The organism is Paraburkholderia solitsugae, assembly GCF_013177695.1.
In the GTDB taxonomy this organism is placed as follows: domain Bacteria; phylum Pseudomonadota; class Gammaproteobacteria; order Burkholderiales; family Burkholderiaceae; genus Paraburkholderia; species Paraburkholderia solitsugae.
Genome location: NZ_WOEY01000158.1, coordinates 39025 through 62352, shown reverse-complemented (window position 1 = coordinate 62352; position 23328 = coordinate 39025). Strand labels below are relative to the sequence as shown.

The window sequence follows — 23328 nt, the reverse complement described above, 5'->3', positions numbered from 1 at the left end:
GCGGATTTCGCTCAGGTCCTCGCTAAGGCTCCTCCTTTTGCGTCCGCTGGCCGGTGCATTTGCCGCTCATTTGAAACCGGCCACCGCGTGCGGCACGTACAGTTCTTCCAGTTGACGGATTTCTTCCGCACTCAGATTCAACGACAGTGCCGCGACCGCATCGTCCAGGTGATGCAGCTTGGTTGCACCGACGATAGGCGCGGTGATCGGCTTCTTCTGCAACACCCAGGCTAGCGCGACTTGCGCACGCGGCACACCGCGTTCCCTGGCAATCTGGCTGACCCGCTCCACGATCCGGCGATCCGCGTCTTCGGTATGCGCGTATAGCGTGCGACCGAATTCGTCGGTCTCGGAGCGCGCGCTTTCGGTGTTCCAGTCGCGCGTCAGGCGTCCGCGTGCCAACGGGCTCCACGGAATGACGCCGATGCCTTCACTGTCGCACAGCGGCAGCATCTCGCGTTCTTCTTCGCGATACAGCAGGTTCACGTAGTTCTGCATCGTCACGAAGCGCGTCCAGCCGTTACGTTCAGCCACGTGCAACGCCTTGGCGAATTGCCACGCATACATCGACGATGCACCGATATAGCGCGCCTTGCCCGCTTTCACGACATCGTGCAGCGCTTCCATGGTTTCTTCGATCGGCGTGCCGTAGTCCCAGCGGTGGATCTGATATAGATCGACGTAGTCCGTACCGAGGCGCCTCAAGCTGTTGTCGATTTCCGCCATGATCGCCTTGCGCGACAGGCCCGCACCGTTCGGGCCCGGATGCATGCGGCTATTCACCTTGGTCGCCAGCACGATCTCGTCGCGCTTCGCAAAGTCCTTCAGCGCGCGGCCAACGATTTCTTCGCTAGTGCCGTCCGAATAAACGTTGGCGGTATCGAAGAAATTGATGCCGTGGTCGAGCGCCTGCTTGATAAAGGGGCGCGCCGCTTCATCATCGAGCGACCAGGGGTGGGTGCCGCGAGCGGGCACGCCGTAGCTCATGCAGCCGAGACAAAGACGCGATACATCGAGGCCGGTGCGGCCGAGTTTCACATAATCCATCGTGGTGCTCCTGTGTTGAAGTGCACAAACGCGCTGCGTGCTGAAGGCCCTCCATTATAGGAAGGGACGCGTTGACGTGCTGAGGCGCCGCCGGGCCAGCAGAAGGCGCGAGCCGGCAGGTTTCAAGCGCGGCGCATGAAATGCCGCAATACGTAGTGGAAAATAATTTCTTCACATCTATACTTCTTTCGGCTTGAAAGCGGCCCCTCTCCCAATCCGCATCACAAGAAAAAGGAAGGATCACGATGTTGACTCGCACATTTGGCGCAATCTGCGCAATGACACTCGCGGCCTGCGCCGCCTTCACGTCCGGCCCTGCCAGCGCGGACGACAACGATGGTTCGTCGCAGGGCGACGGCGGCTCGCACGGGCGGCCTGTCAAGGTGATGATCATTTCGATGTTCGGGCCGGAGGGGCAGGTGTGGCTCGACCGGCTGGGGCCATGGCGCGAGATTTCGGTTGACGGCCTATCGCCCGACTACCCGACGGTTCATTGCAATAAGCAGGACGTGTGTGTCATGACCACCGGCATGGGGCATAGCAACGCTGCCGCGTCGATCATGGCGCTGACCTTCTCGCCGCGCTTCGATTTGCGGCATACGTACTTTATGGTTGCCGGTATTGCCGGGATCGATCCACAGCAAGGGACTGTCGGATCTGCCGCGTGGGCGAAGTATCTGGTTGATTTCGGGATTCAGTGGGAGATCGACGCGCGCGAGATTCCGCCTGGCTGGAACACTGGGTACCTTGGGATCAATACCACGAGTCCTGCGGACAAGCCGCCGCTCGACTATCGGACGGAGGTGTTTCAGTTGAATACCCAGCTTGCCGATACGGCGTTTGCTTTGTCGCATAGCGTGGTGCTGTCTGATAATGCTCAGGCGCAGGCTGCGCGGGCCAAGTATTCTTATGCGCCGGCTAATCGGCCGCCCACTGTCATTCAATGCGATACGCTCGCGGGCGATACCTGGTGGTCAGGGACGCTGCTGGGGCAGCGGGCGCGGGATTGGACCAGAATTTTGACGAATGGTAACGGGGTTTATTGCACGACGCAGCAGGAGGATAACGCGACGTATGAGGCGCTTAAGCGCGCGGCCTCGGTGCATAGGGTCGATTTGAATCGGGTTGCTGTGCTGCGGGCAGGGTCTGATTTTGATCGGCCGTACGATGGGCAGACTAGTGCGGATAATCTGCTTAACTATGCTGCGCAAGGGGGCTTTACGATTGCTATTGAGAACCTGTACAGGTCTGGGAATCCGCTTGTGCAGGATATTGCTACGCATTGGGGGGAGTGGCGGGATGGTGTGCCGAAGAGGTAAGGTTTTTTGCCTTCGCGGCGCTTGTTGTCTGTGTGCCTACGGCGTTGGTCTTTTCTCGTTTTGTTTGCCTGCGCGGCGCTTGTTTCTGTGTACCTACGGCGTTGGCCTTTCCTTGATTTGATATTGGATTATTAGCGTCGCCCCTGTGCGGGGCAGGCACCTACTTTTCTTTGCCTGCCGCAAAGAAAAGTAGGCAAAAGAAAGCGGCTCACCCCGCTAGCTCATAAGTGGGTCCCTCGCACAGTCGCGATAGTGGTGCATCTGGAATCGGTGCCCTCGCGCATTCCGCGTTAGTGACAAGGGAATCATCAGCTCCCACTCCGCACGGCGTGCGTCGCGGACGGGTCTGCCAGGGAAACCAGAGGGTTTCGTTTGAGCGCGGTGGGAGCCATCGGCTTCACCTTGGCGCGGACGCGTCTGCCTGGGAAACTCGGGCTTCGGTTTGGCGGTAGGGCCATCGGCTTCGCCTCGACGAGGCGCTGCAATGCGCCCATGGTTCGGGTGTGGCCCTGCTCCAAGGCTGACATCGCGCGCGACTGCGCGCTAGCAGGAACCACCGCGCTATAGCCAAACCGTCAGCGCAGAAAAGCACCGGCGGTTTGATGAGGAACCACCGCGCTATAGCCGAACCGTCCGCGCAGAAAAGCACCGGCGGTTTGATGAGGAACTACCGCGCTATAGCCAAACCGCCAGCGCAAAAAATCATCTGCGGTTTGATGAAGTACCCTTCGGCGCGCGCAGCGTCGCCGGAAGTATGACTGCCTTGTCACTCGCGCCGAATGTGCGAGGACACAGATTCCAGATGTACCACTGCCCCCTCTGAGCCAGGGGACCCGCTTATGAACTGGCGGTTTGAGCCGCTTTCTTTTGCCTACTTTTCTTTGCGGCAGGCAAAGAAAAGTAGGTGCCTGCCCCGCACAGGGGCGACGCTAATAGTCCAATATCAAATCAAGGAAAGGCCAACGCCGCAGGCACACAGACAAAAAAGCGCCGCGCAGGTAAACAAACCAAGAAAATCCCAACGCCGCAGGCATACAAACTAACAAGCGCCGCGCAGGCAAAAGCCAACCCAAACTTCTATCGCTGCGGCGCCCGATAAGGCGTCCAAACCGGCGCATCCATATCCCAATGATCAAGTTCAGACGGTGTCATAGCATGCTCCTTTGTAAAGAGTATGCAAACCCAGCCGTGATGAAAATTTCTTTTGGAAACCGAATCATCGCGGCGTGTTCGCCTTACTGCCCGTTGGCGACGCGCGTAACGTCGCCGCTAGTCCCTTCCTGCAATGCAATGCGCGCAGCCTGCGTCTGACCAATCAGACCTTTATTCGGATACGACGTGCGATTCAACGCAGGCAGCGAACCATCCCGATACGCCGCAACCAATTCGGCTTGAACTTCAGCACGCGTCTTGCCGCCTGTGCTCGGCGCGGCTACCGTTTCGTATGTGCCGGCATGGCCAATACCACCACCGTTGCCTTGAGCAAACGCCGGTGCGCTGACAAGCAGCGAAAGAGCCAGACCTGCTAAGAGATTGCGTTTCATGATCCACTCCTGTCGATTCGTTTGCAGCACGAGGAGCGCTGCGACAGGGTGAAATGTAGACTTCGAGGTGACTCGGATAAATCGCACTTTCGCGAAATGAATTGTCAAGATTCCGGAACAATCGCGACAACGCGCGTGTCACGCGGTTACTGCGGGGCAACCGCGGCATTAGAGCCGCGGTTGGAATTCACTGTTCCAGATTCTGTACTTCAACTCCCGCAAATCAGGCAACCCACTCCGTTATCACCGGCGTATCGAGTGTCGGGGCAGACTCGCGCTCTTCGAAAGTACGCTTCGTGCACGTCGCGTCGAGACTGCCGCGTCCGCTCAACAACGGACAACGGTCAAACAGCTCGGCAATCCAGTCTACGAAAACACGGACTTTAGGCGACAGATGGCGACTGTGCGGATAGACTGCGGAAATTGGCATCGGCAAAGGCTTCAGCTCTGGCAGCACTTCAACCAGCTGACCCGAACGCAGATGCGGCAGCACCATGAAGAGCGCCGGCTGAATCAGGCCGAAGCCTTCCAGTCCGCAAGTCACGTAGGCATCGGCGTCGTTCACCGACACAATGCCCTTCATCTTTACTTCGATTTCTTTGCCATCAACCATGAAGGCCCAATCGATCGTGCGCCCCGTGCGGCTCGAAAAATAATTGACTGCTTTGTGATTCTCGAGGTCTTCGAGCGAAGTCGGCATGCCCGCGCGCTCGATGTAGTCGGGGGCAGCGCATGTCACGCCCTCGAACAAACCGATACGGCGCGCCACGAGAGAAGAATCCTGTAGCGCGCCCACCCGTACCACGCAATCCACGCCTTCCTGCAACAGGTCGACCGGTCTGTCCGTCAACCCGAGTTGCAGGTCGATGTCCGGGTAACGCGTGTGGAATTCACACAGCGAAGGAATCACCAGCAAGCGCCCGATCGAGCCGGGCATGTCGATGCGCAGCTTGCCGTGCGGCTTCTTGTTGCCGCTCTGAAAACTGGCCTCGGTCTCTTCGACGTCCGCAAGGATGCGCACGCAGCGTTCGTAATACGCAGCGCCGTCCGGCGTCAGCGACAAACGCCGCGTGGTCCGGTGCATCAGTCGCGTGCCGAGGAACGCTTCGAGGTTCTGAATGATGGTAGTAACCGATGCGCGCGGCAGGTCGAGCGTTTCCGCCGCACGGGTAAAGCTGTTGGTGTCGACGACGCGCGTGAACACTTGCATGGCCTGAAGCCGGTCCATTGCAAACCTCCTAAAAGGGGCGGGCGCTCTGAGCAGGGGGGAATCTGCAGCAAATCCGCAGAGCAATCGCATTCGATTGTTCAGAGGCGCCGAATTGTGTTGCCGGATTATAGGCATTTATTTACGAGTCTGCCGAACCCACAATTCGCACCATTGAAGTTCTATGCGCATTGCGCGGCTCGACATGGATGCATTAAAAACGCCGTACTCCTTTGTGCCCGCCGGCAGCGGCCCGGCACAGGCAGACAGCACGGCACTCGACGTCACTGACGTGCAGATCGAAGGGCACGCGCAGGACATTACGTTGCGTTTGTACCGGCAGCCACAGAAAACCGCACTGCCAGTATTGCTTTATTTCCACGGCGGCGGTTTTACGAAGGGCTCGATCGATCAGGCCGACTACGCCGCGCGTTATTTCGCAGAACACTTACCGGCTCTCGTCGTCTCGGTCGGTTATTCGCTGGCGCCGCAGTTTCCGTTTCCAGCGGCGCCTGAAGACGCACATCGCGCGGCGTTGTGGGTGCAGACGAGGGCACGCGCGTTTGGCGGGAATAGCAAGAAGGTCGGCGTGGCGGGCCACGATGCGGGCGGGCAGTTGGCCAACTGCCTCGCTTTCATCGCGCGTGACCGCGGCGACGTGCGCATCGCCGCGCAAGCGCTGTTCGGGCCGATGCTCGATCCGAGCCTCACGCGCCTCGGCGACGAAAAGCGCCTCGGCTCGGACATCACCGCGAAGGAATGCGCGGCGTGTTATCGCGCGTATCTGCCGCAAGCGTCGCAACGCATGCATCCGTACGCCGCGCCGCTCGAATCGTCGCGCCTCGCGGGCCTGCCGGCCACGCTGATCGCGACGGCGCAAAACGACGTGCTGCATGTGGAAGCGGAGAAGTACGCGAGCAGTCTGATCGACGCGGGTGTGCTGACCCAGGTGGTCCGCTATCCCAGCGTGTCGCACGCCGCGTTAGCCGATCATCCGCCGGCATTGCAGGAAGCGGTGCAATTTTTTCAGTGGCGCTTCGATGCGCGCGCCCATCGCTGAGACACAAACAAGCAAAACTTTAATCAACGATACCGGGAGCTTCACATGACTATCCTTCCTCTTTCCCGTCGCCGTGTGGCGATTGCCGCGCTCGTCGTCATCGCCGTGGCCGGGCTGGGCACGTTCGGCGCCATTCGCGTCGACGCGAGCTCGCCCGCCGCGCCGACCATCGTGCCGGAGGTCGATGTCGCCACTGTGGTGCAAAAGACCATCACCGACTGGCAGAGCTATTCGGGCCGCCTCGAAGCGGTCGAAAAAGTGGACGTCCGTTCGCAGGTGCCGGGCACGATCGTGTCCGTCAACTTCAAGGATGGCGCGCTCGTGAAGAAGGGCGACACGCTTTTCGTGATCGATCCGCGTCCGTATGCCGCCGAAGTCGATCGCGCGGAAGCCCAGCTCGCGGCAGCGCAAGCGCGTACGGGCTACACGCAAAGCGATTGGGAACGTGCGCAACGTCTGATCGCCGACAACGCAATCGCCAAGCGCGATTACGACGAGAAGCAGAACGCCGCGCGCGAAGCGAGCGCCAACCTGAAGGCCGCGCAAGCCGCCGTCGAAACCGCACAAATCAATCTTGGCTACACGAAGATCGTCGCGCCAGTGGCAGGCCGCGTGTCGCGTGCGGAAATCACGGTGGGCAATGTGGTGGCGGCGGGTGCAAGCTCGGCGCCGCTGACCACGCTGGTATCGGTTTCGCCGATCTACGCATCGTTCGACGTCGACGAACAAACCTATCTGCAATTCCTGAGCCGCGCGAAGGATGGCACCAAGGTGCCGGTGGACCTGGGTCTGGCGGATGAAAGCGGCTACTCGCGCAGCGGCACGATCGAATCCGTCGACAACCGACTGGATACGTCGTCCGGCACGATCCGGGTGCGCGCGCGCTTCGACAACCAGGATGGTGCATTGATCCCGGGTCTGTACGCGCGGGTGAAGGTCGGCGGCAGCGAGCCGCATCCGGCACTGCTAATCGACGATGCGGCGGTGGGTACGGATCAGGACAAGAAGTTCGTGCTGGTGGTCGACCAGAGCAATCACGTCGTCTATCGGGAAATCGCGGTGGGCAGCATGCAGGGCAACTTGCGCGTCGTCAAAGACGGTTTGCAGGCGACCGACCGGATCGTCGTGAACGGCATCCAGCGCGTGCGTCCGGGCGATGCAGTGCGCGCTCACATGGTGCCGATGACCGCCGATCAGGATCCGAACGGCGCGCCGCTCGCGCAGACGCGGGCGAAAGCAGCGGACAAGAATTCGTGAGCCTCGTGCGCCGCGCTGATCTAGCCCTATCAGGTAGTCGTAGCGGGCGCATGCTCCAACGTTAAGAGCTTCCTATGAACATATCCAAATTCTTCATCGATCGACCGATCTTTGCCGGCGTGCTATCGGTATTGATCCTGCTGGGGGGCATCATTTCGCTCTTCAAGCTGCCGATTTCGGAGTATCCGGAAGTCGTGCCGCCTTCGGTGGTGGTGCACGCGCAATATCCGGGTGCCAATCCGAAAGTGATCGCGGAGGCCGTCGCGGCGCCGCTTGAAGAGCAGATCAACGGCGTCGAGAACATGCTGTACATGCAGTCGCAAGCTAATAGCGACGGCAATCTCACGCTGACGGTGACCTTCAAGCTGGGCACCAATCCGGACCTCGCGACGCAACTGGTGCAGAACCGCGTCAACCAGGCGCTGCCGCGCCTGCCGGAAGACGTGCAGCGGCTCGGCATCACGACGATCAAGAGTTCGCCCACGCTGACGATGGTGGTCCACCTGATCTCGCCGAACAATCGCTACGACATGACGTATCTGCGCAACTACGCGCTGCTCAACGTCAAGGACCGGCTTGCGCGGATTCAGGGAGTCGGCGAAGTGCAGTTGTGGGGTTCGGGCGACTATGCGATGCGCGTCTGGCTCGATCCGCAGAAAGTCGCACAGCGCGGTTTGACGGCGACCGAAGTGGTCAACGCAATCCGTGAGCAGAACATTCAGGTGGCGGCCGGTGTGATCGGCGCATCGCCTTCGGTGCCGGGCACGCAATTGCAGTTGTCGGTGAATGCGCGTGGCCGTTTGAAGACTGAGGGCGAATTCGGCGACATCATCGTCAAAACCGCGCCGGATGGTGGCGTGACGTACCTCCGTGATATCGCACGTGTCGAACTGGCGGCGTCGGAATACGGCCTGCGTTCGCTGCTCGACAACAAGCCGGCCGTTGCGCTCGCCATCAATCAGGCGCCCGGTGCGAACTCGCTGGCGATTTCCGATCAGGTTCGCGCGGCCATGAAAGAGCTGGCGGAAGACATGCCAGCGGGCGTCGAATACAAGATCGTGTATGACCCGACGCAGTTCGTGCGCTCGAGTATCGAGGCGGTGATCCATACGCTGCTCGAAGCGATCGCGCTGGTGGTGATCGTGGTGATCGTGTTCCTGCAGACGTGGCGTGCGTCGATCATTCCGCTGATTGCGGTGCCGGTGTCGATTGTCGGTACGTTCTCGTTGCTGCTGGCATTCGGGTTCTCGATCAATGCATTGTCGTTGTTCGGGATGGTGCTTGCCATCGGGATCGTGGTGGACGATGCGATCGTGGTGGTGGAGAACGTCGAACGGAACATCGAAAGCGGGCTCAGTGCGCGCGATGCGACTTATAAGGCCATGCAGGAAGTGAGCGGGCCGATTATCGCCATCGCGCTGACACTGGTCGCCGTGTTCGTGCCGCTCGCTTTCATGACCGGCCTGACGGGCCAGTTCTACAAGCAGTTCGCGATGACCATCGCGATCTCGACGGTGATCTCGGCGTTCAACTCGCTGACCTTGTCGCCGGCTTTGTCCGCGATGCTGTTGCGCGGCCACGGCGCCAAGGAAGACTTCCTGACGCGCGTGATGAATCGCGTGCTGGGCCGCTTCTTCAAGGGCTTCAACAAGGTGTTCCATCGCGGCTCGACGGAGTACGGCCGTGGCGTGAGAGGCGTGCTGCGCCGTAAAGGTGCGATGCTCGCGGTCTACGCGATCCTGCTGGGTGCAACGGTGCTGATGTCGCGCATCGTGCCGGGCGGTTTCGTGCCGGCGCAGGACAAGGAGTACCTGATTGCATTCGCGCAACTGCCGAACGGTGCATCGCTGGATCGCACGGAAAAAGTGATCCGCGACATGAGCGCGATCGCGCTGAAGCAGCCGGGCGTGGAAAGCGCGGTGGCATTCCCGGGCTTGTCGGTGAACGGCTTCACCAATAGTTCGAGCGCGGGCATCGTGTTCGTCACGTTGAAGCCTTTCAAGGAGCGTGGCAGCAAGAAGCTCTCGGCCGGCGCGATTGCCGGTGCGTTGAACCAGCAGTACGGCGCGATCAAGGATTCGTTCGTCGCGGTGTTCCCGCCACCTCCGGTGCTGGGTCTCGGCACGCTCGGCGGCTTCAAGATGCAGTTGGAGGACCACGGCGCGGTGGGTTACGCGGAGCTGAACAAGGCAGCGGAGGCCTTCGTGAAGAAGGCGGCGCAAACGCCTGAACTCGGCCCGACCTTCTCCAGCTATCAGATCAACGTGCCGCAGTTGAATGTCGATCTGGATCGCGTGAAGGCCAAGCAACTCGGTGTGCCGGTCACGGACGTGTTCAACACGATGCAGATCTATCTGGGCTCGCTGTATGTCAACGACTTCAATCGCTTTGGCCGCGTGTATCAGGTGCGGGTGCAGGCCGATGCGCCGTTCCGTCAGCGTGCCGACGACATTCTGCAACTGAAGACGCGCAATGCCGCGGGTGACATGGTGCCGTTGTCGTCGCTGGTGACGGTGACGCCGACGTATGGTCCGGAAATGGTGGTGCGTTACAACGGCTATACGGCTGCCGATATTAACGGTGGCCCGGCGCCGGGCTACTCGTCGGGCCAGGCGCAAGCCGCGGCCGAACGCGTGGCAGCGGAAACCTTGCCGCATGGTGTGAAGCTCGAATGGACCGACCTGACGTATCAGCAAATCATCGCCGGCAATGCGGGTTTGTGGGTGTTCCCGATCAGCGTGCTGCTCGTGTTCCTCGTACTCGCCGCATTGTATGAAAGCCTGACGCTGCCGCTCGCGGTGATCCTGATCGTGCCGATGAGCGTGCTGTCCGCGCTCACCGGTGTGTGGCTCACGGGTGGCGACAACAACATCTTCACGCAGATCGGCTTGATGGTGCTGGTGGGGCTGTCGGCGAAGAACGCGATTCTGATCGTCGAGTTCGCCCGGGAGTTGGAGCATGACGGGCGTACGCCGCTGGCGGCGGCGATCGAGGCGAGCCGCCTGCGTCTGCGTCCGATTCTGATGACGTCGATCGCTTTCATCATGGGTGTGGTGCCGCTGGTGCTCTCGAGTGGAGCGGGTTCGGAGATGCGTCACGCGATGGGTATCGCGGTGTTCTTCGGCATGCTCGGCGTGACGCTGTTCGGCCTGATGCTGACCCCTGTGTTCTATGTGGTGCTGCGTACGTTGGCGGGCGGGACGATTCACGTCGCGCAGAAAGACGCACCGCACCTTGGGGCGCCGTTGACGGACGCCTGAGGAGAAAATAAAAATGAATCGTTTTGAATCTTTAGGCGGGTGGGGCCGGGCGGCTGCCAGCGGCTTGCTGGTGGCGTTGCTCGCGGCCTGCTCCGTGGAGCCCACGTATAAGCGGCCGGAGGTGGATACGCCGGCTGCGTTCAAGGAAGCGCCCGCCGCTGCGTCCGGTGCTTCGGCTACGTCCGCCGCATCGCCGCAAGACACGGGCACCTGGAAGCAGGCTCAACCCGCCGACGACGCGCATCGCGGCGAATGGTGGACGATTTTCGGCGACCCGCAGTTGAACGCGCTGGAAGAGCAGGCGGCTGCGGCCAATCAGGACCTGAAGGCTGCTGCGGCACGTGTGCAGCAGGCCCGTGCGGTGACGCAGGCGGCGAAATCGGACTGGTTCCCTAAGTTCGACGCGGGCTTCGGCCCGACGCGTGAACGGGCATCGGCGGCCTCGCAGTTTCTGCCGGATAGCGCGGGCGGTACGAACGGCACGATCTGGCGTGCGCAGGTTGGCGCATCGTATGAAACCGATCTGTTCGGGCGGGTCGGTTCGAACGTGAATGCGTCGCGGGCGGACGAGCAGCAAAGTGAAGCGCTGTTCCGGTCGGTGCAGTTGTCGCTGCAGGCTGATGTTGCGCAGAACTACTTCGAGTTGCGCGAGCTCGACACGGATCAGGATCTGTACCGCCGTACCGTGGCGTTGCGCGAGGACACGCTGAAGCTGGTCGAACGCCGTTTCAAGGAAGGCGATATCGGCGAGCTGGACGTTTCGCGTTCTCGCAACGAACTGGCGAGTGCCCGTGCGGATGCAGTGGGCGTGGCGCGTCAGCGCGCGGCCTCCGAGCACAGCCTGGCGATTCTGCTCGGCAAGCCGCCGGCGGATTTCTCGTTCGCGGAAGCGCCACTCGTGCCGGTGACGGTGCGTGTGCCGCCAGGTTTGCCTTCGGCGCTGCTCGAACGTCGGCCGGACATTTCGGCTGCGGAACGGGCGATGATGGCGGCGAATGCGCGGGTCGGTCTAGCGAAGTCGGCGTTCTTCCCGAAGCTCGATATCACGGGTGCGGCTGGTTTTGAATCGGCGACGCTGGGCGATCTGTTCAAGTGGTCGAGCCGCGCGTTTATTCTCGGGCCGTTCGCCGGTACCGCGCTGACGCTGCCTTTGTTCGACGGTGGCCGCCGCAAGGCAAACCTCGCACAGGCTCGCTCGAAGTACGACGAGGATGTGGCGCAATATCGTCAACAGGTGCTGGTGGCGTTCCGTGAGGTCGAGGACAACCTGTCCGATCTGCGCTGGCTCGACGATCAGATGCGTGAGCAGAACGACGCGGTCGTGGCCTCGCAGCGCGCGGCGCATCTGTCGAGCACGCAATATACGGAGGGCGCGGTCAGCTATCTGGATGTGATCGACGGCGAACGGCAGGTGCTGACCTCGCAGCTGCAGGCGAGTCATCTGTCGGGTACGCAAGCAGTGGCGACGGTCAATCTGATTCGCGCGCTGGGCGGCGGCTGGGGTGATGTGAATCCTGCGGGTGATGAGGCGGTGGGGGCGGTTGCGCCGGCTTCGGGTGCGGCTCCTTCGACTTTGACTTCGGCTGTCGCAACTGCTTCTGCGTCGGTGGATCAGGTCGCGAAGCGCTAGGGGTTGCCGCCTGTTTGCTGAGGCATTGCTGTAGAACGCCGGATCGCGCGAAAGCGCATCCGGCGTTTCCCGTTAACGCTGTGTAGATCGCACTCGGCGTGGCAGACGGCCTATCGCTTGTTTCAGGATTTTGTGGTTTTCAAGTCCAGCTGTTGACCCGATCTCCCCCAAATCATTTTTCCCGCTTTCCTTCCCAAAATCCGTTCGTAGACCGCCGGTTTCCCGCCGTCTATGATGGTTCGCACCTCATCTGGAGAGAGGCGATGACCTGTCCGACCTGCCGCTGTCCGCGCTGATCCGCTCGCGCGTTCTATCGCTGCTGCGCGCTGCTTAAACCGCGCGCTGTAGATTTCCGTTGTTCGACCGATTCCGGCGCGCCTGCCCGCATGCCGTGGGATCGGCTCGCCTAGAAACACACCACGCCCCAACCCCAACGAGTTCACCATGCGCATTTCTCTGACCACTGCACGGCGCCTTTTCAAGGTGCGAAGTCTGACGCTCTTCGCCGCGTTCGGCCTTGCGCTGGCGTTGTTGTCTGCGACACCCGCAGCCGCGGCAGACACGCCCACGCTGAAAATCGGCATCGCCACCAGTCCGCAAATCGAGGCGCTCAAAGTGGCGGCGCGCGAAGCGAAGGAGCAAGGGCTCGACGTGAAGATCATCGAGTTCACCGACTGGAATACGCCGAACGCGGCGCTCGCCAACAAGGATATCGACGTCAACTATTTCCAGCACATCCCGTTTCTCGAGAACGCAAAGAAGCAGGGCGGCTATAACTTCGTCGCCATTGCGCCGGGCACGATCATGAAGATCGGTCTGTACTCGAAGAAGATAAAACGCTTCGACGAATTGAAAGACGGCGCCACCGTCGCCATCGCAAACGATCCGGTCAACGGCGGCCGCGGTCTGTTGTTGCTGCAACGCGCCGGTCTCATCAAGCTGACGCCGGGCATCGACTATCGCGCCACCGCACTTGACATCATCGACAACCCGAAGCACCTGAAGATCGTTCAGCTCGAGGCATCGCAATTGGCCCGTTCGCTGGACGACGTCGATCTCGCACAAGGCTACCCGAGCTTCATCAAGCTCGCGGGCACGACCGATCCGAATAGCGCATTGCTGTTCGACGGACTGGAAAACAAGAACTACGCGATCCAGTGGGTCGTGCGCCCGGAAAGCGTCAACGATCCGCGTATCCGCAAGTTCATCTCGATCTATCAGCATTCGCCCGCTGTGCGCGCCGCGCTCGACAAAGCCTTCGGCAATCTCTACGCCGTCGCCTGGTAAGGCACTCAACCAGGCCACGCAGCCAGCAACGCTGCAACCAGCAAGGAGCCGCACGATGGCGAAGAAAAAGATCCTGCTGAACGCGTTCAACATGAATGCGGTCGGCCATATCAATCATGGCTTGTGGACGCATCCGCGCGACCGTTCCGCGCATTACACCGATCTCGACTACTGGACGAGCCTCGCGCAAACGCTCGAGCGGGGCAAGTTCGACGGGATCTTTCTTGCCGATATCGTCGGCGTGTACGACGTTTATCAAGGCGGCCCGGAGACCCCGTTGCGCGAATCGGTGCAGATTCCGATCAACGATCCATCGCTGATCGTGCCCGCGATGGCGCATGTGACGAAGCACATCGGTTTCGGTGTGACGTCGAATCTGACTTACGAGCCGCCGTATCTGTTCGCGCGCCGCATGTCGACGCTGGATCATCTGACCAAGGGCCGGGTGGGCTGGAACATCGTCACCGGTTATCTGGACAGCGCGGCGCGCGGCATGGGTCTCGCGCAACAGATCAGCCACGACGATCGCTACGATCGCGCGGACGATTACATGGACGTGGTCTACAAGCTATGGGAGCAAAGCTGGGAAGACGACGCGGTGGTGCGCGATCGCGCGGCACGCATCTTCTCGCATCCTGACAAGGTGCATCGCGTGAAGCACGAAGGCCCGTACTATTCGATCGACGCGATTCATTTGAGCGAGCCGTCGCCGCAACGCACGCCGGTTCTGTATCAGGCGGGTTCGTCGAGCCGCGGCGTCGATTTCGCGGCACGTCACGCGGAATGCGTGTTTGTCGGTGGCCAGAACAAACAGCTTACGCGCTCCATTGTCGACGACATTCGGGCACGGGCGGTGAGCTTTGGCCGCGCGCCTGACGATATCAAGATCTTTGCCGGCATCACCGTTGTAGTCGGCGAAACAGAACGCGCCGCACAGGAGAAATTCGAAGAGTACCGGCGTTATGCGAGTGCCAAGGGTGGCATCGCGCATTTCTCCAGTTCGACCGGCATCGACTTCTCGCAGTACGAACTGGATGAGCCGATTTCGTATGTGAAGACGGAATCGATGCAGTCGGCCGTCGAAGCGATTTCGAAGAAGAGCGTGAACGGCGTGTGGACCAAACGCAAGGTGCTCGAACAGATGACGCTCGGCGGCCGCGCGAAGCCCGTCGTCGGTTCGCCGCAGCAGATCGCGGATGAACTGGTGTCGTGGATAGAAGAGGCCGGCGTCGACGGATTCAACCTGACGCGTACGGTCATGCCCGAATCGTTCGAAGACTTCGTCGATCTGGTGGTGCCGGAACTACAGAATCGTGGCGTCTACAAGGAAGACTACGACTCGGCGCCGACGCTGCGCGAAAAGCTATTCAGCGGCGGCCGCGCGCGACTGCCTGAAGTGCATACCGGCGCGCAGCATCGGCGTAAGGCGCAAACCGGCGCGCGATCCATCGTGAAAGCCTGAGAGGAGCGAAGCATGGCTAATCTTTTCGACGTGCCGCAGTTCATTGAAGACGCGCCGTCCCTCACCTTGAATCATGTTTCGGCCGATGCCGCGCATGAAGCGGTCGTATTCGATGACGTGGGCAAAGTATTCGCCAACACGCGCGGCGGTTCGACCGCGGCGCTTGCGAACGTTACGCTGAAGGTGGCGCGTGGCGAGGTGTTCGGCATCATCGGCCGCAGCGGCGCAGGCAAATCGACGCTGTTGCGGTTGGTCAACGGTCTGGAAAAACCAAGTTCCGGTGCCGTGCGCGTGAATGGCGTGAGCGTCGGCGAACTCGACGAACGCGGGCTGGTCACGCTACGGCGGCGCATTGGGATGGTGTTTCAGCATTTCAACTTGCTTTCCGCGAAAACGGTGCGCGAAAACATTGCGTTGCCGCTGAAAATCGCCGGGGCGCCAAAAGCGGCGATCGACAGGAAAGTCGACGCGTTGCTCGAACTAGTCGGCCTGTCGACCAAGCGCGACGCCTATCCGGCGAGTTTGTCCGGCGGGCAGAAGCAGCGCGTCGGGATTGCGCGCGCGCTCGTGACCGACCCGGATATTCTGCTGTGTGACGAGGCGACGTCCGCGCTCGATCCTGAAACGACGAAAGCCATTCTCGCGTTGCTGCGCGATATCAATCAGCGGCTCAACCTGACCATCGTACTGATTACGCACGAGATGCAGGTGATTCGCGAAGTCTGCGATACGGTGGCGGTGATCGAGCGCGGGGAAGTGGTGGAGACCGGTTCGGTGTGGCGGGTGTTCGGCGACCCGCAGCACGACGCGACGCGCGCATTGCTGCGCACCTTGGTGCATGACCTGCCCGCTGATCTGGCTGCGCGTGTGAAGCCGTTGCACGAGATCGCGCAAACGGATGCGCGGATTTTGCTCGACGTGCGCTTCACCGGCAGCGATGCAAGTGAGCCCGACCTGGGCGGGTTGACGTCTGCACTGAGTGCTGACGGTGGCCGCGTGAGTTTCGTGCATGGCGGCATCGACCGGATTCAGGGGCATGCGCAAGGGCGTCTGGTGGTGTCGGCAGAAGTGCGCGCGAATGCGGACAGCACGGTGCACAAGCAGGTCGCGGCGCTCCTTGAACGCGCGCGTCAATACGCCAATCATGTCGAGGTGCTCGGCTATGTCTGATCTCTGGCTCTCGGAACTCGCCGATGCCATTCGCGACACTATCGTCATGGTCGGCGTATCCGCCTTCTTCGCGGCGCTGGTCGGCATTCCGCTCGCACTGGTGCTGGTTACCACCACACGCGGCGGCATCTTTGAAAAACGTGTGGTGAACAGCACGCTCGGCGCACTCGTCAATGCGTTTCGCTCCACGCCGTTCATCATTCTGCTGGTTGCGTTGCTGCCGCTTACGCGTTTGCTGATCGGCACGACAATCGGTGTATGGGCTGCCATCGTGCCGCTCAGTATCGCGGCGATTCCCTTTTTTGCACGCGTGGCCGAAGTGAGCTTGCGCGAAGTGGATCGCGGTTTGATCGAAGCTGCGCAGGCAATGGGCGCGCAGCGCCGGCATATCATTTGGCATGTGCTGCTGCCTGAAGCGCTGCCGGGCATTCTCGGTGGCTTCACGATCACCGTGGTGGCGATGATCGGTTCTTCGGCCATGGCGGGCGCGGTCGGCGCCGGCGGCCTGGGCGATCTGGCAATCCGCTACGGCTATCAGCGTTTCGATACCACCGTGATGGTGACGGTGATCGTGTTGCTGATCGGAATCGTGACGGTGGTGCAGTTCGTCGGCGACCGCTTTGTACGACGGCTTGCACAGCGGGCATGATGGCGATGCGAGATATTGCCGGCTTGCTCGACGCGTTGGGTGCCAGCGCGGCTCAGCGCGATCGCGATGGTCGCCACGCCGCGCAGGAAAAACAATGGATCGCCGACGCGGGTCTGCTCACGCTCGCCGTGCCGCGCGAATTCGGTGGTCTCGGCGCGCGCTGGCCTGAGATCTACGAGACGATCCGTCAGATCGCGCGAGTCGACAGTGCGCTCGCGCATCTGCTGGGCTTCACGTGCCTGCAGGTGGTCAGCGTCAATGTCTGGGGCAACGCGGAACAACGTGCCCGCTATCTGAGCGGCACGGTGGAAGGGCGCTGGTGGTGGGGCAATGCCGTCAATCCGCTCGACACGCGACTCGTTGCTAGCGCAACCAGTGGCGGCGGTTATCGTCTCGATGGGCAGAAAGGATTCTGCTCGGGCACGCGCGGCTCGCACATGATGACGGTTTCCGCGCTCGATCCGGCCACCGGCAAAGCAGTGTTCGCCGTGGTCCCGACCACGCGCGAGGGCATTACCGTTCACGAAGACTGGAATCCGATCGGCCAGCGGCAAACCGATAGCGGCAGCGTTTCCTTTGCGCGGGTCCTGGTCGAGCCGCACGAAGTACTGGAGCGGGCCGACACGTCATATGCGAGTCTGCGCACACTGATCTCGCAGCAGGTGCTGACCAATCTGTTCGTCGGAATCGCGCAGGGCGCGCTTGAAGAAGCGCGCACGTACGTCACGCAGTACGGTAGGCCGTGGATATCTTCCGGCGTCGACAAAGCCACCGATGACCCCTACCTGATCCAGCGTTTCGGCGAGATGCGCCTGCAGGCGGTGAGCGCGGAGGCGCTGGCTACGCGTGCCGCCTACGCGCTTGAAGACGCATGGCAACAGGGTCCGGCTTTGGACGCCGAAACACGAGCACACGTGGCGCTCGCCACCTCAGAGGCGAAAATCGTCGCCCACCGCGCCGCGCTCGATGTCAGCGAAAAACTGTTCGATGCCTGCGGTGCGCGTGCGACGCACGCACCACTCGCGCTCGACCGCTTCTGGCGCAACGCTCGCGTGCATACGCTGCATGACCCGCTCGACTATCGCGTGCGTGACGTCGGCCGTTATGCACTCAGCGGGACATTGCCGGAGGTTTCTTTGTACACGTGAGGCGGCTCGCGGCGGCCTGCACACGATCCGGCCAGCATCAGGTCGGCGATCGATATGTCGCGCATCGCTACGACCAGCTCGCGGGTGATTGCGCTGCTGATCAACATGGCGATCCTGATTCTCGCGGCCGCCGTGTTCCATGCGAAGACGCGTACAAGCTGTCCAGTGCCCGGGCGAGAGCCATAAAAAAGGTCCGCGCGATGGCGGACCTATTTCCTGGGTGCTTCGGTTCGAATCAGGCTGGACCGGCCCTCATCGATTCAATTCGACTCAGGCGGCTTGCGCGATCTGCGCTGCTTCGAGCGCTTCCTGGCGAGCGGCGGCGGCCTTCTTGGTCTTGCCGGCACGCGACGGCGGCTGGCAGGCACCACACACCACGTTGTGTTGCAGGTCGTGCTTGTGCGCGACGAACTTGCCCGTGCAGCGGCAGCATTTGGTCAGTTGCAGGATGTCGGCGTCGAAGAAACGCACCAGCGTCCATGCACGCGTCAGATCCAGCACCGGTTCGGTGTCGCTGTGCTGGCAATGTTCCAGATACAGCCGATACCCTTTGGTCAGCGCATCCAGGTGCGAACAACGCGCTTCGTTCTTCAGGAACAGGTACGTGTTGTAGAACAACGACGCGTGGATGTTCGCCAGCCACGTCATGTACCAGTCCGCCGAGAACGGCAGCATGCCCTTGGGCGGCGATACGCCTTTGACCTCGCGGTACAGGCGGATCATGCGGTCGCGCGAAAGCGTCAACTCGCTTTCGAGCACCTGCATGCGCGCGCCGAGTTCAATCAGCGCGATCGCACGGAATACTTCTTGTGCGTCTTCCGTCAGGCTACGCTTGAGCATCGCGGTCACCTCGATTAAGCAAACTGCTCAGCAGGCTGGCCTGCAAGCAGGATCGCCGCGTGAGTCGGTGCAACTGCTGCATGCTTCGTGGTTTGCGTCAGCGCCGACAACATCGAGTGGTCGTTGAAGCGGAAGAAGCATAAAAGCTGATCGGAAGCGGCCAGCTTGACGATCTGCGCGAGCGACAGCCCGGCAAGCAAATCAGCCAGTTCCGACGACAGTCCCAGCCGGAACATGCCGACCGGTTTGTCCTCACGCAACATACGTTGCGCGAGCATGATGTAAGACAAGTTGATCTCGCGGATTGAATCCAGCGTCTCGCTGCTACGGTCCATTTTCTGTGTTTCCGAAGCCCCGAATTACGATGTCGGCTTTTTTTGCCGTTATGTCTTTTGTGCCTCACCGGAAACGCTGACCTCCGGCTACATGTCACCACCTGATACAGATGGCGACTTCTTGATACATCGCGTTACATTTAGTAACAGCTTGGGACGAATTGTATGAAGGGCAAAACAAGAAATCAATCCCCTCTCAAAAAAATATCTCAAAAAGATACATCAAATTTCGGTAATTCTTTCACGATCCTGTAATAGACCATGCTTTGCGGGTTTTTGGTGGCTCTGGAATTTTATCTGATCCATGGAAACCCTTGCACGGCGGGTACCTAGGTCATTTGTCTGAGTATTGGCGTACATCCGGTCGGGGACCGGAAATTCAGGACGGAATCGGAAAGGAAATAGAAAGCGAAGCCAATTAAAAGTAATAAATACCGTTCGTTGGCGCGACTGTGGGGGCAAATCAGAGGTGTAACAGGTTGATGCGACCCCGGTTACAAGCGAGGCCTCATTTGTAACTTCTGGCAACCGTTTGCGCGGATCCGTTCGACTTCGATTCCGAGCGCCCGGGCGCAGGCGCGTGCCAGGTACGTTGCCGGCGAAGATGGCGACCACCCGCAGCCAGCCGTACAAGCTGCCTGACATGATGCCGCTGAAATAGGCACCGACGTCACACCCCATGGGCGGCCGGGCACCCCGAGAGCAGGATCGGTACCCGATAGCTGTTACATGAAGTGCACCATCAGATCGGCATCGTGAAACACGCCACCGACGTTCAACGCGTCGACTTCGCAACCATATTTGCGGAAGCCAAGCGACTCGTAGAGTCTGCGTGCCGCCTCGTTCCGGCTACTCACCATCAACTGGATTTGCCGTAAGCCTTCTATCTGTGCCGCCCGCGCCAGCAACTCGTTGAGCAAGGCGCGCCCGACTCCGCGGCCCGCAGCTTCCGGTGCGACATACATACCGACGACGGAGGCCTTGTGCCGTTCCTTGTCGCGCTGGTTGCGCACCAGCCCGACCACGCCGATCAACGGGGCGTTGTCCGATGCGTAAGCACCGAGCAAAAAGTCGCCTTCGGCTGCGCGCGCACCTTGCAACATCGCATCATGTCGCGCCGCGCCCTTGGCGACCGCTTCCTCGTAGCTTTGACCGAACGACTCCGGATGCGCCTTCAGTCCACGCAGGCGAAGCTGGAAGTAGGCGTCGCGGTCAGCCGGTCCGAGTTGGCGGACCAGTAGGGCGCTGTTGATCAAGTGCGTCTCTCCGTGTGGTTTGAATGGCGCTGCAAGCGGTAACAACTCAGCGTTCGATGCTGCCCGGGATTCTGCGGCCCCGCTATGGCTTCACGGCTTCAGCCGCATGGCCTTCGGCGCGTTGGCTTTCGGCAAACTCGCGCAATGCGGCGGCGGTTTGCTGATCGGCGGGAAAGAACGCTTCAATGGCAAGTTCCGATAGTGTCACATCCACCGGTGTGCCGAATACCGTGGTCGTGCTGAAGAATGACAGCACGCCGATCGGCGTGCGCAGCCGCAGCGGTACGGCGATCTGGTTACTTGCAGCGTCGTCGTGGTCGGCCGCTTCTACACCGGGCGGAGCGGGATATGCGGCTAGCTCGTCGCGCAGTGCGCTCAACGTGTCGTCACCGCTCACGTCGATTTGCCGCTGGAGTCGGGACAGCGCGTGCGCACGCCAGGCGTGCCAATTGACGATCGACGCTGCGATGCCTTCCGGATGCAAACTCAGTCGCATCGCATTGACTGGCGGTTTCAGCAGTTCCGGACTTGCGCCTGCAAGCAGCGGCGTAAGCGCATTGTTTGCGGCCACAATGGTCCAGTGACGGTCGATCGCGAGTGCCGGATACGGCTCGTGACCTTTAAGTACTAACTCGACTGCCTCGCGTGCGGCGGCCAACTGTGGGTCTGTCAAAGGACGTTCGCGGAACAGCGGCGCATAACCTGCCGCGACCAGCAGCGCATTGCGCGCGCGCAACGGCACCTCGAGTCGCTCGGCGAGGTGCATGACCATTTCCCGGCTGGGCACCGCGCGGCCTGATTCGACGAAGCTCAGGTGGCGCGTTGAAATATCGGCTTCAGCGGCAAGCAGCAACTGGCTCATTCTTCGCCGTTGCCGCCATTCGCGCAGCAGATCGCCGACCGTGCGGCTTGCCGTCGGCACATTCGACGGGATGGTTTGCGCAAGAGAGAGTGTGTTCATGCTGCCGATGATAGCCAAAGCGCGTTAGCGATCCATTACCTGACAGGTAATGGAATACCCGGGAATACCCAGAAACACCCGAGAAAGCGTAGGAGCACCCGCGAATACGCAGCACATTCAGGGTGTCGCACCAGGCGACAACACAACAAGCGCGAATCAGGCCGGCGCCACACCTTCCGGCACAGCGTTGAGTTTGACGCCCAGCGCGCGCAGCAGTTTGAACACCGTATCCATGCGCGGTTTGGAGCCGGGTGCGAGCGTTTTATAGAGGCTTTCGCGCCCGAGCCCAGCGTCGGCCGCGACCTTCGCGATGCCGCGTGCTTTTGCGATGTCGGCGATCGCGGCGAGGAGGAGGTCGGCGTCGCCTTCTTCCAGCGCTGCGTTGAGATATTCAGCGATCATCGCCTCGCTATCGAGGTAGTGCGATGCGTCGAACCGTGCGGTTTTGACTTTGCTCATGACAGTTCCTTTCTGATTGCTGCCCACATTGATTTGGCATGCTTGATGTCGACCGGCTGCGTGGACTTATCGCCACCGCAGAGCAGCAGGTACACCAGGCGCCCTTCGCGCGCGAAGTAGACCCGATAGCCGGGACCGCAATCGATGCGCATCTCGGACACACCGTCTTCCAGCGGCTTTACGTCGCCGAAATGACCTCGCTCCGCACGCCGGACCCGCACCAGGATTTTTGCTCTCGCTCTCAAGTCTGCGAGGCCGGCAAGCCAACTGTCGAATTCCTCGGTGCGGTTGACCGTGTACACAGGCGGTGAACCGATTTGCTGATAAGTGTATCCTGTTGGATACGGCCTTGCAAGTGTAAAAACCATATTAAAAAAGCGGCTCGTGTCCGCACCCGTTCAGTTCGTCACATGCCGCGTGTCAACGCTGCGCGGCCTCCCATGTCCCGATGAGGTTAGCGGCTGACGCGGCCCGTGACGATTCAGCCGAATGGCCAATCCGATGGGCAACACGGCACGGTTCTGCACCGTGGCGCATCCGAATGCTTACCTCCCACGTAATCGACGCGCCGCGCTCGAACCATCAATCTTCACTCCGAGCCCGCCGCATACAACGTGTCTGCCGAGCGTAGTGCTCAGTCATGCCAATCAAGGAGTCTGAGATGAATACGCATACCGATCTGATCGACCGTTATTTCGACGCATGGAATGAAACCGATGCACCGCGCCGCCGCGAACTGATCGCCGCGACGTGGGCCGCCGATGCCGACTATCGCGATCCGCTGCTGGCAGGCGCGGGTCATGACGGTATCGACGCGATGATCCGTGCCGTGCATGAACGCTTTCCGCATCACACGTTTCACCGCACGACGGAGGTCGATGGCTTCGCGAACCGCCTGCGCTTCTCGTGGGCACTCACCACGCCGGCCGGCGTGGCAATCGTCAAGGGCTCCGACTTCGGCGTGCTCGACGCGCATGGGCGCCTGCAGGCGGTGACCGGCTTCCTCGACCAGGTGCCTGCGGCCGGCTGACCACTCGCAACTTTTTCACGGAGACAATCATGCACGAGTCCGTTGCCGCTACAGGTCCTGGTACTGTCCTCACGGTCGCGCGCCTGGCGGACGCCGTCGAGGCGCTCTCCAGCGCGATCGCCGGCTTCGCTCTGCTGGCCGGCACGCGCGCGTTCACCTTCACCGCGTTGCTGGCCTGGCGCGAGCCGGTATTGGGTGGCGCGGGTCTCGTGCTGCTCGCGTTGGTCGGATGGCTGCGGTGGCAATGTCGCCAGAATGGCGCTTGCCGCATCGCGCAAAAAAGCGGGTTGATGACGAGCCGCCGGCAAGGGACTGCGCGCCATGGTCTTGCTACAATCGATCGCGACACACTACAAGGACAAACCGTTCGAACCCGGGCGGCTAGCCGCCAATCGGACCTCAAGGAG

General features: G+C 61.1%; 21 protein-coding genes and 2 pseudogenes. 13 read left to right on the top strand and 10 right to left on the bottom strand.

The annotated features are described in order from the left end of the window. Window positions 1-66 precede the first annotated feature (66 nt). Complete coding sequence (locus GNZ12_RS39170) at window positions 67-1047, bottom strand: aldo/keto reductase (RefSeq protein ID WP_172317726.1); 981 nt, start codon at window positions 1045-1047, stop codon at window positions 67-69. A 245-nt stretch (window positions 1048-1292) separates the two neighbouring features. On the opposite strand from GNZ12_RS39170, the gene GNZ12_RS39165 reads away from it, so the two are divergent. Further along, window positions 1293-2366 (top strand): purine-nucleoside phosphorylase, encoded by a 1074-nt coding sequence (locus tag GNZ12_RS39165; protein ID WP_172317724.1) that lies wholly within the window; start codon window positions 1293-1295, stop codon window positions 2364-2366. 1235 nt (window positions 2367-3601) lie between these two features. Here GNZ12_RS39165 and GNZ12_RS39160 read toward each other — a convergent pair. Further along, window positions 3602-3910, bottom strand: a complete 309-nt coding sequence (locus GNZ12_RS39160; RefSeq protein WP_172317722.1) for a DUF4148 domain-containing protein — start codon at window positions 3908-3910, stop codon at window positions 3602-3604. A 223-nt stretch (window positions 3911-4133) separates the two neighbouring features. After that, window positions 4134-5138, bottom strand: coding sequence for a LysR family transcriptional regulator (locus GNZ12_RS39155; RefSeq protein WP_169489668.1), 1005 nt, complete (start codon window positions 5136-5138; stop codon window positions 4134-4136). A gap of 184 nt (window positions 5139-5322) precedes the next feature. Between GNZ12_RS39155 and GNZ12_RS39150 the strand changes: the two genes are divergently transcribed. From GNZ12_RS39150 to GNZ12_RS45180, 10 genes are all read left to right on the top strand, one after another. After that, a complete protein-coding gene (locus tag GNZ12_RS39150) occupies window positions 5323-6177 on the top strand; it encodes an alpha/beta hydrolase (RefSeq protein WP_172317720.1) in 855 nt (284 codons plus the stop codon). 45 nt (window positions 6178-6222) lie between these two features. Beyond that, window positions 6223-7434, top strand: coding sequence for an efflux RND transporter periplasmic adaptor subunit (locus GNZ12_RS39145; RefSeq protein WP_172317718.1), 1212 nt, complete (start codon window positions 6223-6225; stop codon window positions 7432-7434). 74 nt (window positions 7435-7508) lie between these two features. Next, window positions 7509-10694 (top strand): efflux RND transporter permease subunit, encoded by a 3186-nt coding sequence (locus GNZ12_RS39140; RefSeq protein WP_172317716.1) that lies wholly within the window; start codon window positions 7509-7511, stop codon window positions 10692-10694. A gap of 13 nt (window positions 10695-10707) precedes the next feature. Further along, window positions 10708-12324, top strand: coding sequence for an efflux transporter outer membrane subunit (locus GNZ12_RS39135; protein ID WP_172317714.1), 1617 nt, complete (start codon window positions 10708-10710; stop codon window positions 12322-12324). 444 nt (window positions 12325-12768) lie between these two features. Continuing rightward, window positions 12769-13611: a MetQ/NlpA family ABC transporter substrate-binding protein gene (locus GNZ12_RS39130; protein WP_172317712.1), complete on the top strand. Its 843-nt coding sequence runs from the start codon at window positions 12769-12771 to the stop codon at window positions 13609-13611. A gap of 55 nt (window positions 13612-13666) precedes the next feature. After that, entirely contained in the window at window positions 13667-15073 is a 1407-nt protein-coding gene (locus tag GNZ12_RS39125) for an LLM class flavin-dependent oxidoreductase (RefSeq protein ID WP_172317710.1), read from the top strand. A gap of 12 nt (window positions 15074-15085) precedes the next feature. Then, window positions 15086-16243 (top strand): methionine ABC transporter ATP-binding protein, encoded by a 1158-nt coding sequence (locus tag GNZ12_RS39120; protein ID WP_172317708.1) that lies wholly within the window; start codon window positions 15086-15088, stop codon window positions 16241-16243. Then, window positions 16236-16892: a methionine ABC transporter permease gene (locus GNZ12_RS39115; protein WP_172317706.1), complete on the top strand. Its 657-nt coding sequence runs from the start codon at window positions 16236-16238 to the stop codon at window positions 16890-16892. The genes GNZ12_RS39120 and GNZ12_RS39115 overlap by 8 nt, the downstream gene beginning before the upstream one ends. Further along, a complete protein-coding gene (locus GNZ12_RS39110; protein ID WP_172317704.1) occupies window positions 16889-18040 on the top strand; it encodes an acyl-CoA dehydrogenase family protein in 1152 nt (383 codons plus the stop codon). Before GNZ12_RS39115 ends, GNZ12_RS39110 begins: the two co-directional genes overlap by 4 nt. Before the next feature lie 54 nt (window positions 18041-18094). Further along, a complete protein-coding gene (locus GNZ12_RS45180; RefSeq protein WP_268959097.1) occupies window positions 18095-18226 on the top strand; it encodes a hypothetical protein in 132 nt (43 codons plus the stop codon). 84 nt (window positions 18227-18310) lie between these two features. Here the strand turns inward: GNZ12_RS45180 and flhC are convergent, their stop codons facing one another. The 7 genes and pseudogenes from flhC to GNZ12_RS39075 form a co-directional block, all read right to left on the bottom strand. Further along, complete coding sequence (flhC, locus tag GNZ12_RS39105; protein ID WP_074286790.1) at window positions 18311-18880, bottom strand: flagellar transcriptional regulator FlhC; 570 nt, start codon at window positions 18878-18880, stop codon at window positions 18311-18313. Between the two features lie 14 nt (window positions 18881-18894). Beyond that, window positions 18895-19215, bottom strand: a complete 321-nt coding sequence (gene flhD, locus GNZ12_RS39100; protein WP_028194930.1) for a flagellar transcriptional regulator FlhD — start codon at window positions 19213-19215, stop codon at window positions 18895-18897. 494 nt (window positions 19216-19709) lie between these two features. Continuing rightward, window positions 19710-19914, bottom strand: a pseudogene (locus GNZ12_RS39095) (YeeE/YedE thiosulfate transporter family protein); the annotation flags it as partial. A 26-nt stretch (window positions 19915-19940) separates the two neighbouring features. Then, window positions 19941-20471, bottom strand: a complete 531-nt coding sequence (locus GNZ12_RS39090) for a GNAT family N-acetyltransferase (RefSeq protein WP_172317702.1) — start codon at window positions 20469-20471, stop codon at window positions 19941-19943. An 82-nt stretch (window positions 20472-20553) separates the two neighbouring features. Next, on the bottom strand, window positions 20554-21432 hold the full coding sequence (locus tag GNZ12_RS39085; RefSeq protein WP_172317700.1) for a helix-turn-helix domain-containing protein: 879 nt from the start codon (window positions 21430-21432) through the stop codon (window positions 20554-20556). A gap of 156 nt (window positions 21433-21588) precedes the next feature. Then, a complete protein-coding gene (locus tag GNZ12_RS39080; RefSeq protein WP_074286791.1) occupies window positions 21589-21891 on the bottom strand; it encodes an addiction module antidote protein in 303 nt (100 codons plus the stop codon). Next, entirely contained in the window at window positions 21888-22259 is a 372-nt protein-coding gene (locus GNZ12_RS39075; protein WP_172317698.1) for a type II toxin-antitoxin system RelE/ParE family toxin, read from the bottom strand. Before GNZ12_RS39075 ends, GNZ12_RS39080 begins: the two co-directional genes overlap by 4 nt. A 293-nt stretch (window positions 22260-22552) precedes the next feature. On the opposite strand from GNZ12_RS39075, the gene GNZ12_RS39070 reads away from it, so the two are divergent. Continuing rightward, on the top strand, window positions 22553-22921 hold the full coding sequence (locus GNZ12_RS39070; RefSeq protein ID WP_172317696.1) for a nuclear transport factor 2 family protein: 369 nt from the start codon (window positions 22553-22555) through the stop codon (window positions 22919-22921). 29 nt (window positions 22922-22950) lie between these two features. After that, window positions 22951-23172: pseudogene (locus tag GNZ12_RS45425) on the top strand (hypothetical protein); the annotation flags it as partial. Window positions 23173-23328: the final 156 nt, after the last annotated feature.

Coding starts and splice junctions, on each gene's coding strand:
- GNZ12_RS39110 (WP_172317704.1), top strand. CDS start 16,889: ATGATGGCGATGCGAGATATTGCCGGCTTGCTCGACGCGTTGGGTGCC.
- GNZ12_RS39070 (WP_172317696.1), top strand. CDS start 22,553: ATGAATACGCATACCGATCTGATCGACCGTTATTTCGACGCATGGAAT.
- GNZ12_RS39150 (WP_172317720.1), top strand. CDS start 5,323: ATGGATGCATTAAAAACGCCGTACTCCTTTGTGCCCGCCGGCAGCGGC.
- GNZ12_RS39130 (WP_172317712.1), top strand. CDS start 12,769: ATGCGCATTTCTCTGACCACTGCACGGCGCCTTTTCAAGGTGCGAAGT.
- GNZ12_RS39085 (WP_172317700.1), bottom strand. CDS start 21,432: ATGAACACACTCTCTCTTGCGCAAACCATCCCGTCGAATGTGCCGACG.
- GNZ12_RS39160 (WP_172317722.1), bottom strand. CDS start 3,910: ATGAAACGCAATCTCTTAGCAGGTCTGGCTCTTTCGCTGCTTGTCAGC.
- GNZ12_RS39155 (WP_169489668.1), bottom strand. CDS start 5,138: ATGGACCGGCTTCAGGCCATGCAAGTGTTCACGCGCGTCGTCGACACC.
- flhC (WP_074286790.1), bottom strand. CDS start 18,880: ATGCTCAAGCGTAGCCTGACGGAAGACGCACAAGAAGTATTCCGTGCG.
- flhD (WP_028194930.1), bottom strand. CDS start 19,215: ATGGACCGTAGCAGCGAGACGCTGGATTCAATCCGCGAGATCAACTTG.
- GNZ12_RS39115 (WP_172317706.1), top strand. CDS start 16,236: ATGTCTGATCTCTGGCTCTCGGAACTCGCCGATGCCATTCGCGACACT.
- GNZ12_RS39125 (WP_172317710.1), top strand. CDS start 13,667: ATGGCGAAGAAAAAGATCCTGCTGAACGCGTTCAACATGAATGCGGTC.
- GNZ12_RS39140 (WP_172317716.1), top strand. CDS start 7,509: ATGAACATATCCAAATTCTTCATCGATCGACCGATCTTTGCCGGCGTG.
- GNZ12_RS45180 (WP_268959097.1), top strand. CDS start 18,095: ATGTCGCGCATCGCTACGACCAGCTCGCGGGTGATTGCGCTGCTGATC.
- GNZ12_RS39120 (WP_172317708.1), top strand. CDS start 15,086: ATGGCTAATCTTTTCGACGTGCCGCAGTTCATTGAAGACGCGCCGTCC.
- GNZ12_RS39135 (WP_172317714.1), top strand. CDS start 10,708: ATGAATCGTTTTGAATCTTTAGGCGGGTGGGGCCGGGCGGCTGCCAGC.
- GNZ12_RS39145 (WP_172317718.1), top strand. CDS start 6,223: ATGACTATCCTTCCTCTTTCCCGTCGCCGTGTGGCGATTGCCGCGCTC.
- GNZ12_RS39170 (WP_172317726.1), bottom strand. CDS start 1,047: ATGGATTATGTGAAACTCGGCCGCACCGGCCTCGATGTATCGCGTCTT.
- GNZ12_RS39075 (WP_172317698.1), bottom strand. CDS start 22,259: ATGGTTTTTACACTTGCAAGGCCGTATCCAACAGGATACACTTATCAG.
- GNZ12_RS39080 (WP_074286791.1), bottom strand. CDS start 21,891: ATGAGCAAAGTCAAAACCGCACGGTTCGACGCATCGCACTACCTCGAT.
- GNZ12_RS39165 (WP_172317724.1), top strand. CDS start 1,293: ATGTTGACTCGCACATTTGGCGCAATCTGCGCAATGACACTCGCGGCC.